This window comes from Stenotrophomonas sp. YJH_SMC_110 (genome assembly GCF_059369255.1).
The window spans coordinates 198664-210677 of record NZ_JCAFSM010000003.1 but is presented as its reverse complement, the minus strand read 5'-3'; the positions used below and the strand labels follow the sequence as shown (position 1 = coordinate 210677).

The window sequence follows — 12014 nt, the reverse complement described above, 5'->3', positions numbered from 1 at the left end:
GTGTGGATCTATTAGGCCCGGCGAGCGGGTCGTCGCCCATGTTGAACGTTCATCCAGGAGATCTGTGTGCCCGGCGCACTGGAATCTGTTTTGAAGGCTGTTGCCCTCGTTGTCCTCGCGGCACTTCCGTTGGTGATCCTCTGGTTCATTCTTCGGCGAATGTCAGCGACCGCGCGTTCCGGGTTGGGATCCGGGCTGCGTTTGAATCCCCCTCGCCGGATTTCCGGTAAGTCCATGACCCTGGTGATGGTGGATGGAAAAGAGGATCGGGAGCACTACTTCTTTGATGCGGCGTCCTTTTACCTGCGGCGTGGGCCGGTGCCCACGGCGGTTCCGCTTTCGCAGATCAACTCAGTCACTCGCACCTCCGACAAGATCTACGGACGTTATGTCTGGCAGGTGTGCTTCAGCAAAGCATCGGGCAGAAAGTGCGTGACGTTCACCAACAACCTGACGCTGTTCAACCGCGACTTCCTGCTGTTCCTTGAGGCGGTGCGGAAGGCCAATCCACTGGCGACTGTGGATCAGGCGGGTCTGTTCTTCTGATTGCGCGGGGACATCAGCGGCGCTGATTGGCAAATGGAGGGGACAGGGGGCGAGTTGCCTTGGACACGGTGGTGGGCGATTCAGTTGTGCGGGCGTTGAGGGAGTTAATCCACGCATGACGTGGATCTACTGGCACCTCTGCCTGCCGCCAGCCACACAGCTTGCCCGCCAGCGCTCCCAGGTCTTGCCATCGATGCCGGCCTTCAGCGCAATGCCCTGCAGCTCGGCCCAGTTCCTCGGCGACGGCGCGGCCAGCAGCCCGCGCATGAAGGCCTGCATCTTCGCTTCGCCCACCTGTTTCTCCAGCGAGAGCAACAGCAAGGGGGCATAGACGTAGCGATACATCTCGCCCAGATCGGAGTTGCCGTCGATGGCATCGAATGCTGGCAACGGCTTGTCCTGCGTGTCGATGGCCGATTGCAGTCGCGCAATATAGCGATCGGCCGCGGCATCGCCACTGATCTCGCGCAGCGCCTTGATCGACAGGAACTCGGCGCTGGACTCCAGCAGCACCCAGAAATACGGCCCCTGCGGACGGTTCAGTGTGCCGAAATAGTAATGGCCCATTTCGTGTGCGATGTACTGCACGCGCCGTTCGGCCTGCTCGCCCCCGGCCAGCAGCGAGTCGGCCACGTTGCCGATGCTGCCGCTCATGGCGATGGTGGGCCAGGTGGCAAAGCCCCATTCGCTGCCTTCGCGATCGCGCTCGATCTGGTTGAGCGTGACCATGCGCAGGAAGGTGGGGCGGTCGGCCAGCGGCATGCCCATGTAGCGGCTGTGCACGTCGGCTACCTTCTGCACCGTGCTGGACAGTGCATCGACCTTGGCCGTGGGCAGGGTCTCGTTGAGGATCGTGACCTGCGCGGTGCGGGTGATCGGGCCGCTGCCGCCGAACAACAGGATCGGCCGCGCGTTGTCGCTGCGGAATCGCCCCTGCGCGCCTTCGATGGCCGGGCTGCCGTTGAGATACAGGAAGCGGCAGCCGGCGCAGTCCACCTGCAGGTCGTAGCGGCTTTCGTTGCTGCGCACGCGGGCCTTGGGGTCGAATGCCTGCGGCAGCCACGCGGACTGTTCGGTGAAACGGGCGCTGTCGCCGTTGAAGGCCATCATGCCCTTGAAGTCGCCCAGGGCATCGTGCTTCGGGTACAGCGGGAACGCGCCCACGTACTGCACGCAGAGCGTGGCGGTGGGCTCGGCCAGGGTGTAGACGCGCGCCTCGCCATCCACGCCCGGGTCGTACCAGCCATCGAACCCGACCGGTTTACCCTCGCCATCTGTGACCCGCGCGACGTTCAGGCCGGCGTTGAGTACGAACGCGCCCCTTGATTCGGCTGGGAGGTTGGACATGCAGACATCGCCCTCGACACGGCCGCTGGCAATATCCAGCCGCACGCTGCCGGTGGTGAGCGGTGTGGCCGGTTGTGCGGCCGGTGCGGCCACGCTGGTGGCGGGAGCGAGCAGCGCGATCAGGGCGGCAGGCAGTAGGGCGTTGCAGGGGTTCATCGGGCCATCCTTGGGTGGATGGCGTTGACTATAGGGCCAACATCGATGGACGCGGAGAGTCTTCTGGTCACCCGGTCTTGTGGGGCTGGCGCAATGCCCTGGCCTGGTGCAGGCATACTGTCAGCCGGGCGAATGGTTGCCCGCGAACAGGAAGGAAGCCTGTGCCATGACGAACATGCCAACCCAGCTCACGACCGACTTCGATGCGGTGCTCGACCGTGGTGACATTGCCGAGGCGCGGCGGCTGTTGGCTCCGCAGCTTGCACGCGGCTGTGCCGAAGCGTTGTTTCTCTCTTCCTCAATGCCTGTGGGGGAGGACCACGCACATGCCGAGGCGGACAGCTTCGCGGCTCTCAAGCAGGCCGCAGAGAAGGGCTATATGCCGGCGATCCATGCGGTAGGGCTGTGCCTGCTGACCGGTGACCGCGTCGAGCAGGACGTCATGCGGGCGGCCGCGCATTTTGAGCGGGCATCGGAGGCCGGCTATCCGTCGGCCATGTACGAATTTGGCCTGGCGTTGTTCCATGGCAAGGGTGTCCCCAGCGACGTGCCACGTGCGGTGTACCTGATCCGCGCTTCGGCGCAGGCGGGGAATGAGTACGCCAGGGAGTTCCTGCTGGCGTACTCGTTGGACGTGGGCACATAGGAGGAGGGTGCGGAGGCCGATAACGCTACACTGGCGTCCTACCCCCGATGGAAACTCACCCATGTTCAGTGGAAAGGTTGCGGTGGTCACCGGCTCCACCAGCGGTATCGGTCTTGGCATTGCCACCGCGCTGGCGCGGCAAGGCGCCGATATCGTGCTGAACGGCTTCGGCGATGCGGCGGAGATCGAGCGCATTCGTTCCCGGTTGGAAACCGAGTTCGGCGTACGGGTGGCGCATGACGGTGCCGATCTTTCCCGTGGCGAGGCAGTGCGCGGCATGATCGACCACGCCGTCGCGACGATGGGCCGCATCGACATCTTGTTAAACAACGCCGGCATCCAGCACACGGCGTCGATCGAGGAATTCCCCGTCGAGAAGTGGGACGCGATCCTGGCGCTGAATCTCTCGGCGGTGTTCCATGCAACGGCGGCGGCCTTGCCCCACATGAAGCAGCAGGGCGCCGGCCGCATCATCAACATTGCGTCGGTGCACGGGCTGGTGGGCTCGGTGAACAAGTCGGCCTACGTGGCGGCCAAGCATGGCGTGGTGGGCTTCACCAAGCTGACCGCGCTGGAGAATGCGGGTACCGGCATTACCGCCAATGCGATCTGCCCGGGCTGGGTGCGGACGGCGCTGGTCGAGCAGCAGATCACCGCGTTGGCCGAGCGCGAAGGCACGGATCAGGAGACCGCCGCGCGTGCGCTGCTGGCTGAGAAGCAGCCGTCGTTGCAGTTCGTGACGCCCGATCAGCTGGGTGAGACGGTGGTGTTCCTGGCCTCGGACGCTGCGGCGCAGATCACCGGAACGGCGCTGCCGGTGGATGGGGGCTGGACGGCGCGCTAGCTGGCTGGCTGCGCCTTGCGCTGCAGCATCGGCAGTGCCACCAGCGTGGCGAGCAGGGTGAACAGCACCAGCGACGAGCCGACTGTGCCGAAGCCCAGGCCGCCCTTTTTCAGCGGCTTTGTGAGCAGATCGCCGAAGGTGGCACCGAACGGGCGGGTGAGCACGAAGGCGATCCAGAACAGGATGACCCGGTCGATGCCCTTGATGCGGCTGGCCAGTGCGGTGAGCGCGATGAGGGTGCCGATCAGCAGTGCGCCGCCGGTGAAGCCCAGCCCGGAATCGTCGGCGAGGAAATCACCCAGCGCGGTGCCGAGCGTGTTGGAGAACAGCACGGCGGTCCAGTAGAAGCCTTCGGCGCGGCGCGATGCGATGTTGCTGACCGAGATCGACTTTTCCGACACCCGCCAAGCCAGCAGCACCAGCGCCAGGCAGCCGGCCAGCAGACTGGCGCCGGTGGCGTAGCCCAGGCCGAGCGTGCGGTCGATCAGGTCGGACAGGGTGGTGCCGGCGGTGCTGGTCGCCAGCACCACCGACCAGAACAGCACTGGGTGGAAGCGCCGCGCCGACAACTGCATGCCCAGCAGGCCGGCAAAGATCGCCAGCAGGATGGCCGAGCTGGCCACGTAACCGAGGTTGAGCGTCATCGACAGCAGGTCACCCGCAGTCTCGCCGAGGGTGGTGGCGGCGATCTTCATCACCCAGAAACCGAGAGTGACCGCCGCCACTTTGCTGTGCAGGGAATCTGCGTCTGAAGCGCGCATCGAACGTCGCCTGGGGAGCCCGCGGGTGATGCTGTGGCGGGCGGCGTCGGAGTGCAGTCGGAACCAGGTTTGGCGAGGGTGAGCGTGGGGGCGGCGTTCAGCCGGCGCTGGCGGGGGCCGAAAGGCGCGCCAGCAGGGCGCCCCAGCCGGCCACGAAGCAGCCGTCGCGGCCGCGGTTGCATTCGGTGATCCACGCGTCCAGCGATTCGCTCTGTGCGCGGTAGGCGCTGACATCGCCCAGGACGGCGAAGTGCAGGCGGTAGTTCACCAGCATCTGCAGCCATTGCCCGGCCATGCCGGAGCGCAGCTCGAAGAAGTCTGCCGATAGGCGCTGCACCGGCACGGCGATCCACTCGGCTTGGTGCCCAAGGGCATCGCCGACCAGGTCGCGCAGGGCGTTGCCATCCAGCAGCGGGCCTGTATCGGCGCTGCGCAGGACGCGGGTGCTGCCGATCTGTTCTACATGTGTGTGCATCGTGCGCTCTGAAGTTCGTATCGTCCGCCCAGTATGGCCATGGGAGAGGCCAACAGTAAGCAGATGCAGCATGAATCTGGCGAACGAACGCGCTAGGCTGCGCCCGGCACCTGCACGACGCAGGTTCATCGAAACGGGGAAGGGCATGGCAGGGTGGAGGAGTCGTTCGTTGTTGAGCGCGGTGCTGGTGTGTTCGGGGCTGCCGGTTGCAGCCGCCGAGCTGTGCACGGTCAGTGCCTACGGTGACGGGCAAGGCAACATCGTGGTGCTGGGCGCACCCGCTGCGGCGCCGGCCACAGGCCAGCGCTATCTGATGCTGGACGGGCGACGTGGCGCCACCGGTGATGCCAGCGCGCCGGTGAGCTGCAGCGACGATGTGGTCAGCTTCAGGTCGCCTGCGGGAGCGACGCAGCGCTGGCAGCGACTGCCGACCCGCGATACCGAGACGACCTTCAGCAGTGCGGGAGCCAAGCTGGTCGGGCAGTTGATCGAACCGGCCGGCCCGGCCGACCCCAAGCGGCCGTTGGTGGTGCTGGTGCACGGCTCGGAACGCACGATGGCAGTGGCGGCCATCTACCAGCGCATGCTGGTGGCGCAGGGAATCTCGGTGTTCGCCTACCAGAAGCGTGGCACCGGCGATTCGGAAGGCGAGTACACCCAGAACTTCGAGCTGCTGGCTGACGATGCAGCGGCGGCGCTTGCCAAGGCGCGCGAACTGGCGAGAGGCCGGTTCGGCCGCGCCGGCTACTTCGGTGGCAGCCAGGGCGGGTGGATCGCACCGCTTGCGGCGACGCGCTCGCAGGCGGATTTCGTGGCGATCGGTTTCGGGCTGGTGGTGTCGCCGATCGAGGAGGACCGCGAGCAGCTGTTCGAGGAGGCACGGCGCATGCAGCTGGATGCAACGGCGATGAAGCAGGTCGGCCAGCTTTCAGACGCGACCGCGCAGTTGATGCGCACGCATTTCAATGAAGGGTTCGAGGCGCTGGCGAAGGTGCGTACGCAGATCGGTGCCGCACCGTGGGCAAAGAACATCAGCGGCGAATACAGCGGCGACATGCTGCGCATGAGTGACGCTGACCTGCGCCGGATCGGTCGCGCGCGCTTCGACAACCTGGAGCTGATCTGGGACTACGACGCCGAGGCCGCGCTGCGCCGCCTGAAGGTGCCGTTGTTGTGGGTGCTGGCCGAGCAGGACCGCGCCGCGCCGATTACAGCCACCCGCAGCATCCTGGGGCGCCTGCGCGTATCGGGGCAACCGATCGACACCTACCTGTTCCCGGATACCGACCACGGCATGGTCGAGTTCCGCACCGATGCCGAGGGCAACCGGGTGTCGACGCGGATCACCGACGGCTACCTGCGCCTGCTGGCCGATTGGATCAAGCAGGATGTGCATGGCAGTTATGGACGTTCGCGCAGATTGAGCGATTGACCGGCCAGGGAGCGCTGGCGGCGGATGGCGCTCCGCCGCCGATTGCGGCACGACTCAGTTCGGCTTCGCAAACACATCCAGCCCCTTGCCCGTCTCCAGCAGCGACTTCAGGCTGGACAGCACGATCGGCCAGCCCTGGCGGATGCCGGTATCCATGCCGCTGCCGGGTTCCAGTTCCTCATGGGTAACCGTCAGCCGCACCATGTCCTGGTAGGGCACGATGTCGAAGGTGACGCGGCTGTAGGCAGCGGGATTGTCGGCCTGCGAGGCGGCTGCCCAGGTGATGACCAGGCGCGAGGGCGGGGTGCTTTCCACCACTTCGCCGACCAGCTCGACCGAGCGCGTTTCATTTGCACGCACGTGCTGCCAGCGCGAGCCCGGTTTCCAGTCCGAGACGTTCTCGTGGCCCCAGTAGCGACTGGCGATCTCGGGGCGGGTGATGGCCTCGAACACCTTCTGTGGCGTGGACGCGATATAGATCACGTGGATGAAGCGGGTTGACTCTGCGGACATCGTCATTCTCCTTCCAGTTCGCGTTTCAGGTCATGCAGCAGGCTCAGGCGCTGCTGCTCGAACTTGCGTACCCAGCGTTCGTAGACTTCATGCAGGGGCACCGGGTTGATGAAGTGCAGCTTCTCGCGGCCACGGCGCACGGTGCTGATCAGGTTGGCGTCTTCCAGCAGGCCCAGGTGCTGGGTGACCGATTGCCGGGCCATGTCCAGGTGTTCGCACAGCTGGCCCAGCGTCTGCCCGTTGTCCTTGCAGAGCAGATCCAGCAGCGTGCGGCGCGTGGGATCGGCCAGTGCCTTGAACACCTTGTCTGCGTCGCGTACGTGGTCTACCGCCATGGGGAGGTCTTCAATTCCAGTTGTCGATCCTGACGTCGTGTGGGTTGGGCTGGCCCTTGCCGGTTTCCAGCAGTGCCTTCAGGCTCATCAGGAACACCGCCCACTTGGTGCTGCAGTGGGAGGTGAACTCGACACGTTCCTTCCAGCCTTCGTGGGTGAACAGCACGATGCAGTAGTCGCCTTCCTGCTTCAGCGCGAAGCGCGCGTGGGTGCCGATCCATTCGGCGGGGCCGGCGTGGAACCGCCACAGCACGAGCTCGCCTGGAACAAGCTGCTCAAGCTTCATCTCCATGGCGCCGATTTCCTGGCCGTTGTTGGTGAAACGGACCTTGACCGTGCCGCCGGCTTCGCGGTCGCCGTGCGCGTCTTCGGCCCACCAGGCGGCCACGCCTTCGGGGGTGGCCAGCGCCTGGTACACCTGGCTTGCGGGGGCCTTGATGCCGACCCTGTGTGCGATATCCACCATTGCAGTTTCCTCGCGATGGGCTGGCAGGCGCCGCCCTCGAGTGGACTATATGCAGGTAAATGCCTGCATGTCAAACCCGCCACGAACGCCCTCGCGTGGTAGTGCCGGCCGCTGGCCGGCATCCCGGTGGCGTTGGGTGCGTGCAGTTGCCGGCCAGCGGCCGGCACTACCGGGGCGATGGCTCAGTTCTCCGCGTCCTGAAGGGCGGCATGCAGTTTGTCGGTGATCCGCTGCAGTGCGGCACGATCATCCGCGGAGAGATGGTCGAGAAAATACCGGCGGACACCGGCGGCGTGTACCGGCCGTGCCGCGCGCAGCTGCGCGTGCCCTTCTGTGGTCATGCGGATCACTACGACGTTTTCGCTGTCGGTATCGCGTTCGATCAGGCCACGGCCCGCCATGCGGGTCAGCTGGTGCGAGAGGCGCGTCTTGTCCCATTCCAGGTAGTCCAGCAGTTCGCGCTGGCGGCGGCAGCGATCCTTGGACTGGTTCAGCTCCATCAGCACGATGAAGTCGGCCCTTGAGAGCCCGGTGCTGCGGGTGATGTCCTGGACGATGCGGCCCGAGGTGATTTCTGCCATGCGCCGGAAGCCGCGCCAGGTGGCCCATTCGTCGGGTGTGATGCTGGGGGAGGTCATGGCCGAACGTTGCCGGGCAATGGTTGACATGTCAACCCTTGCGGCATACGGTTGACGTATCAACTAACCTGGATCGCCCCATGGAGCACCCTCCCCGTATTGCCGTCATCGGCGCAGGCCCCGCTGGCCTCACCGCTGCGCTCATCCTGCATCGGGGCGGTCACCGCGTGAGCGTGTACGAGGGCGAAGCATCCGGGCAGCAGCGCACACAGGGCGGCACGCTGGATCTGCACGACGATTCCGGGCAGGTGGCGCTGCAGCGCGCGGGCCTGCTGGAGGCCTTCCGTGCGGTGGCGCGGCATGAGGGGCAGGAGGCGCGGATGGGCGACCCGTGGTCCGGGGAGATCACCACCGGCGGGTTCGGGCCGGAAGGGAGCAAGGACAAGCCGGAGATCGACCGCGGCGACCTGCGCCAGCTGCTGCTGGACGCGCTGCCGGCGGACACGGTGCAGTGGGGCCACAGCCTGACCGCGCTGGTATCTGCACAGGCGAACGGCCACGGCCTGCGATTCGCCAACGGCGTGCAGCGCGAGGCGGACATCGTGATCGGTGCCGATGGTGCGTGGTCGAAAGTGCGCGCGGCCTTGAGTACGTGCCAGCCGGTGCCCACCGGCATTACCTTCTTCGAAGGTTGGATCGCACAGCCTGCTGCGGACATCGCAGCGATGGTCGGGCAGGGCAGCCTGTTCTGCTTTGGCGGCGAGGAGGCCCTGTTCGTGCAACGCAACAGCCGCGATCGGCTCTGCGTGTATGCGGCGCTGAAGCGCTCTTCCGAGTGGCTTGACGCGCAGATCGCGCAGCACGGCATACGGACGCTGGTGACAGGCTGCTATACCGGGTGGGCCACGAACCTTCGGCGCCTGCTGGAGGCCTGCACGGACTTCGTGCGGCGGCCGATCTACAGCCTGCCAGCGGATTTTTGCTGGACCCCGCGCGATGGCGTGACCTTGATCGGCGATGCGGCGCATCTGATGCCTCCGGTGGGCGTGGGCGTGAACCTGGCGATGCTGGACGCGTCGGATGTGGCGATGGCGTTGTGCGCGCGGCCGGATGCGATCAGCGCGATGCGCGACGCCGAAGTGCTGGTGCGTGAACGCGCCCGCGCCCTGATGCCGGATGCGGTCGAGGGGTTCCAGCGCTGGTTCATTGCCGGAGGGGATGCTCCACGCGGTTGATGAAGCATCGAGTCTGTACGCACCTGCGACACTGGGAACAGCAGCAGATTCCTGGCGGCGCGCTGGAAGTCACATGGACTTCCGACTGCTTTGGTCCGGTACAGGTGGCCACGCTGGGGTACGCGCTAGACTGGTTGAACCGGCCGATGCTCCCCCTGTTTTCCAGGGTTGGGGAGCGTGGTATGACAGGAGCGGAACCCATGACTGAAACCGGAAAGGACGCCTTGAACATCCGCCGCGCCAGCGCGGCCGATGCCCCCGCAGTGTTGGGGCTCTTTGACGAGGTGATCGAGTGGTTCGTGTCGATCGGCAATGTGCAGCAATGGGGCAGCGAACCGTGGTCGACGATGCCGCGCCGGATTGCCCAGGTCACCGAGGCGTGTGCACTGCCAGGCGCATGGGTGGCGCAGAACGAGCAGGGCGACGTGCGGGCGTTCCTTGCACTGGGCGAGTCGATGCCCTATGTGCCGGCCCCCACCGGGCCGGAGCTGTATGTGCGGGTTCTGGTGGCCTCGCGTGATGTGCGCGTGCGTGGCATCGGCCGCCGCCTGATGGCGTTTGCCGACGAGCAGGCGCGCGCTGCCGGTGTCGACCATCTGCGTGTGGACTGCTACGCCGGAGGCAGCGGCGACCTGGTGCGCTTCTATGAATCCTGCGGGTATACGCGCATCGCGCCGTTCAACGTGGACGGCTGGCCAGGCATGCTGCTGGGAAGGACGCTCTGACGCGGCTGCGTCATTCCGTCGCAGCCTGCGTGCAGGAAACGATAGACCGGTTCGGCGCTAGAGTAGGGTCATGACCTGCATCGGATGGCTGTGTCATTCCGCTGCCGGTTCCTGATGACCCCCTCCAGGAAGGTGCAACGCATGTATTACAGCAGTGGCAACTACGAAGCTTTCGCGCGCCCGCGCAAGCCGGCCGGTGTGGATGGCAAGCGCGCCTAGTTTGTGGGCTCGGGCCTGGCCTCGCTGGCCGGCGCCGCATTCCTGGTGCGCGACGGGCGCATGGCCGGTGAACGCATCACCATCCTTGAACAGCAGCAGATTCCTGGCGGCGCGCTGGATGGCCTGAAGGTGCCGGAGAAGGGCTTCGTGATCCGCGGCGGCCGCGAGATGGAAGACCACTTCGAGTGCCTGTGGGATCTGTTCCGCTCAATTCCGTCGCTGGAGATTGAAGATGCCAGCGTGCTGGACGAGTTCTACTGGTTGAACAAGGACGACCCGAACTATTCGCTGCAGCGTGCCACCATCAATCGCGGCGAAGATGCGCACACTGATGGCCTGTTCACGCTGACCGAGCAGGCCCAGAAGGACATCATCGCGCTGTTCCTGGCCACCCGGAAGGAGATGGAGAACAAGCGCATCGACGAGGTGCTAGGCCGCGACTTCCTGGACAGCAACTTCTGGCTGTACTGGCGCACCATGTTCGCGTTCGAGGAGTGGCACTCAGCGCTGGAGATGAAGCTGTACCTGCATCGCTTCATCCACCACATTGGCGGCCTGCCGGATTTCTCGGCGTTGAAGTTCACCCGGTACAACCAGTATGAATCGCTGGTGCTGCCGCTGGTGAAGTGGTTGCGGGACCAGGGCGTGGTGTTCCAGTACGGCACCGAGGTGACCGACGTCGACTTCGATCTGCAGCCGGGCCGCAAGCAGGCCACGCGTATCCACTGGATGCGTGATGGTGTAGCCGATGGCGTGGATCTGGGCGCCGATGATCTTGTTTTCATGACGATCGGTTCGCTGACCGAAAACTCGGATAATGGCGATCACCACACCGCGGCGCGTTTGAACGAAGGACCGGCGCCGGCCTGGGACCTGTGGCGCCGCATCGCCGCGAAGGATGCGGCGTTCGGGCGCCCGGATGTGTTCGGCGCGCATATCCCGCAGACCAAGTGGGAATCGGCGACAGTGACGACGCTGGATGCGCGCATTCCGGCTTACATCCAGAAGATCGCCAAGCGCGACCCGTTCAGTGGCAAGGTAGTGACCGGCGGCATCGTCAGCGTGCGCGACTCGCGCTGGCTGATGAGCTGGACGGTGAACCGCCAGCCGCATTTCAAGAACCAGCCCAAGGACCAGATCGTGGTCTGGGTGTACTCGCTGTTTGTGGATACGCCGGGCGACTATGTGAAAAAGCCGATGCAGGAGTGCACCGGCGAGGAGATCACCCGCGAGTGGCTGTACCACCTGGGCGTGCCGGTGGAAGAGATTGATGCGCTGGCCGCGACCGGTGCGAAGACGGTGCCGGTGATGATGCCGTACATCACGGCGTTCTTCATGCCACGCCAGGCCGGTGACCGCCCGGACGTGGTGCCGGACGGTGCGGTGAACTTCGCCTTCATCGGCCAGTTTGCCGAATCGAAGCAGCGCGACTGCATCTTCACCACCGAATATTCGGTGCGCACGCCGATGGAAGCGGTGTACACCCTGCTGGGGATCGAGCGCGGCGTGCCGGAGGTGTTCAATTCCACGTATGACGTGCGCTCGCTGCTGGCCGCCACCGGTCGCCTGCGCGATGGCAAGGAACTGGACATTCCCGGGCCTGCGTTCCTGCGCAATCTGCTGATGAACAAGCTGGACAAGACCCAGATCGGTGGCCTGCTGCGCGAGTTCAAGCTGGTGCAGGAAGACTGAGCGGGCAGGGGGAGGCCGCCGGTGAGGGCATCGGCGGCCTCAAG

At 65.4% G+C, this 12014-nt stretch carries 13 protein-coding genes and 1 pseudogene; 7 read left to right on the top strand and 7 right to left on the bottom strand.

Going from position 1 to position 12014, the window contains the following annotated elements:
* Positions 1–66 precede the first annotated feature (66 nt).
* On the top strand, positions 67–546 hold the full coding sequence (locus AC5P6H_RS08150; RefSeq protein WP_495202499.1) for a hypothetical protein: 480 nt from the start codon (positions 67–69) through the stop codon (positions 544–546).
* A 126-nt stretch (positions 547–672) separates the two neighbouring features.
* On the opposite strand, the gene AC5P6H_RS08145 is transcribed toward AC5P6H_RS08150, so the two are convergent.
* Complete coding sequence (locus AC5P6H_RS08145; protein WP_329767927.1) at positions 673–2049, bottom strand: hypothetical protein; 1377 nt, start codon at positions 2047–2049, stop codon at positions 673–675.
* Positions 2050–2215: 166 nt separating this feature from the next.
* Here AC5P6H_RS08145 and AC5P6H_RS08140 point away from each other — a divergent pair, with 166 nt between their 5' ends.
* The gene (locus tag AC5P6H_RS08140) at positions 2216–2695 is read left to right on the top strand and encodes a tetratricopeptide repeat protein (protein WP_495202498.1); all 480 of its coding nucleotides are present in this window, start codon (positions 2216–2218) and stop codon (positions 2693–2695) included.
* A gap of 61 nt (positions 2696–2756) precedes the next feature.
* Positions 2757–3539, top strand: a complete 783-nt coding sequence (locus AC5P6H_RS08135; RefSeq protein WP_495202497.1) for a 3-hydroxybutyrate dehydrogenase — start codon at positions 2757–2759, stop codon at positions 3537–3539.
* Here the strand turns inward: AC5P6H_RS08135 and AC5P6H_RS08130 are convergent.
* Positions 3536–4300, bottom strand: coding sequence for a COG4705 family protein (locus AC5P6H_RS08130; protein ID WP_495202496.1), 765 nt, complete (start codon positions 4298–4300; stop codon positions 3536–3538). The two genes, AC5P6H_RS08135 and AC5P6H_RS08130, sit on opposite strands and share 4 nt — an antisense overlap.
* 97 nt (positions 4301–4397) lie before the next feature.
* The gene (locus AC5P6H_RS08125; protein WP_197606635.1) at positions 4398–4775 is read right to left on the bottom strand and encodes a DUF4180 domain-containing protein; all 378 of its coding nucleotides are present in this window, start codon (positions 4773–4775) and stop codon (positions 4398–4400) included.
* Positions 4776–4956: 181 nt separating this feature from the next.
* On the opposite strand from AC5P6H_RS08125, the gene AC5P6H_RS08120 reads away from it, so the two are divergent.
* Positions 4957–6207: an alpha/beta hydrolase family protein gene (locus AC5P6H_RS08120; protein ID WP_495202538.1), complete on the top strand. Its 1251-nt coding sequence runs from the start codon at positions 4957–4959 to the stop codon at positions 6205–6207.
* Between the two features lie 54 nt (positions 6208–6261).
* Here the strand turns inward: AC5P6H_RS08120 and AC5P6H_RS08115 are convergent, their stop codons facing one another.
* The 4 genes from AC5P6H_RS08115 to AC5P6H_RS08100 form a co-directional block, all read right to left on the bottom strand.
* On the bottom strand, positions 6262–6720 hold the full coding sequence (locus AC5P6H_RS08115; protein ID WP_069117095.1) for an SRPBCC family protein: 459 nt from the start codon (positions 6718–6720) through the stop codon (positions 6262–6264).
* 2 nt (positions 6721–6722) lie between these two features.
* Complete coding sequence (locus tag AC5P6H_RS08110) at positions 6723–7055, bottom strand: ArsR/SmtB family transcription factor (protein ID WP_134808788.1); 333 nt, start codon at positions 7053–7055, stop codon at positions 6723–6725.
* Between the two features lie 10 nt (positions 7056–7065).
* A complete protein-coding gene (locus AC5P6H_RS08105; protein WP_197561650.1) occupies positions 7066–7521 on the bottom strand; it encodes an SRPBCC family protein in 456 nt (151 codons plus the stop codon).
* A 182-nt stretch (positions 7522–7703) separates the two neighbouring features.
* On the bottom strand, positions 7704–8159 hold the full coding sequence (locus AC5P6H_RS08100) for a MarR family winged helix-turn-helix transcriptional regulator (RefSeq protein ID WP_014646885.1): 456 nt from the start codon (positions 8157–8159) through the stop codon (positions 7704–7706).
* A gap of 38 nt (positions 8160–8197) precedes the next feature.
* Here AC5P6H_RS08100 and AC5P6H_RS08095 point away from each other — a divergent pair, with 38 nt between their 5' ends.
* The 3 genes and pseudogenes from AC5P6H_RS08095 (at position 8198) to AC5P6H_RS08085 (ending at position 11970) form a co-directional block, all read left to right on the top strand.
* Positions 8198–9334, top strand: coding sequence for an FAD-dependent oxidoreductase (locus AC5P6H_RS08095; protein WP_495202495.1), 1137 nt, complete (start codon positions 8198–8200; stop codon positions 9332–9334).
* 200 nt (positions 9335–9534) lie between these two features.
* A complete protein-coding gene (locus AC5P6H_RS08090) occupies positions 9535–10059 on the top strand; it encodes a GNAT family N-acetyltransferase (protein ID WP_014646887.1) in 525 nt (174 codons plus the stop codon).
* A 141-nt stretch (positions 10060–10200) separates the two neighbouring features.
* Positions 10201–11970 (top strand): annotated as a pseudogene (locus tag AC5P6H_RS08085) (oleate hydratase).
* The last annotated feature ends 44 nt before the right edge of the window (positions 11971–12014 follow it).

Excerpts from the sequence above, each read along its gene's own strand:
- AC5P6H_RS08145 (WP_329767927.1), bottom strand. The coding sequence starts at position 2,049 with ATGAACCCCTGCAACGCCCTACTGCCTGCCGCCCTGATCGCGCTGCTC.
- AC5P6H_RS08140 (WP_495202498.1), top strand. The coding sequence starts at position 2,216 with ATGACGAACATGCCAACCCAGCTCACGACCGACTTCGATGCGGTGCTC.
- AC5P6H_RS08135 (WP_495202497.1), top strand. The coding sequence starts at position 2,757 with ATGTTCAGTGGAAAGGTTGCGGTGGTCACCGGCTCCACCAGCGGTATC.
- AC5P6H_RS08130 (WP_495202496.1), bottom strand. The coding sequence starts at position 4,300 with ATGCGCGCTTCAGACGCAGATTCCCTGCACAGCAAAGTGGCGGCGGTC.
- AC5P6H_RS08125 (WP_197606635.1), bottom strand. The coding sequence starts at position 4,775 with ATGCACACACATGTAGAACAGATCGGCAGCACCCGCGTCCTGCGCAGC.
- AC5P6H_RS08115 (WP_069117095.1), bottom strand. The coding sequence starts at position 6,720 with ATGTCCGCAGAGTCAACCCGCTTCATCCACGTGATCTATATCGCGTCC.
- AC5P6H_RS08110 (WP_134808788.1), bottom strand. The coding sequence starts at position 7,055 with ATGGCGGTAGACCACGTACGCGACGCAGACAAGGTGTTCAAGGCACTG.
- AC5P6H_RS08105 (WP_197561650.1), bottom strand. The coding sequence starts at position 7,521 with ATGGTGGATATCGCACACAGGGTCGGCATCAAGGCCCCCGCAAGCCAG.
- AC5P6H_RS08100 (WP_014646885.1), bottom strand. The coding sequence starts at position 8,159 with ATGACCTCCCCCAGCATCACACCCGACGAATGGGCCACCTGGCGCGGC.
- AC5P6H_RS08090 (WP_014646887.1), top strand. The coding sequence starts at position 9,535 with ATGACTGAAACCGGAAAGGACGCCTTGAACATCCGCCGCGCCAGCGCG.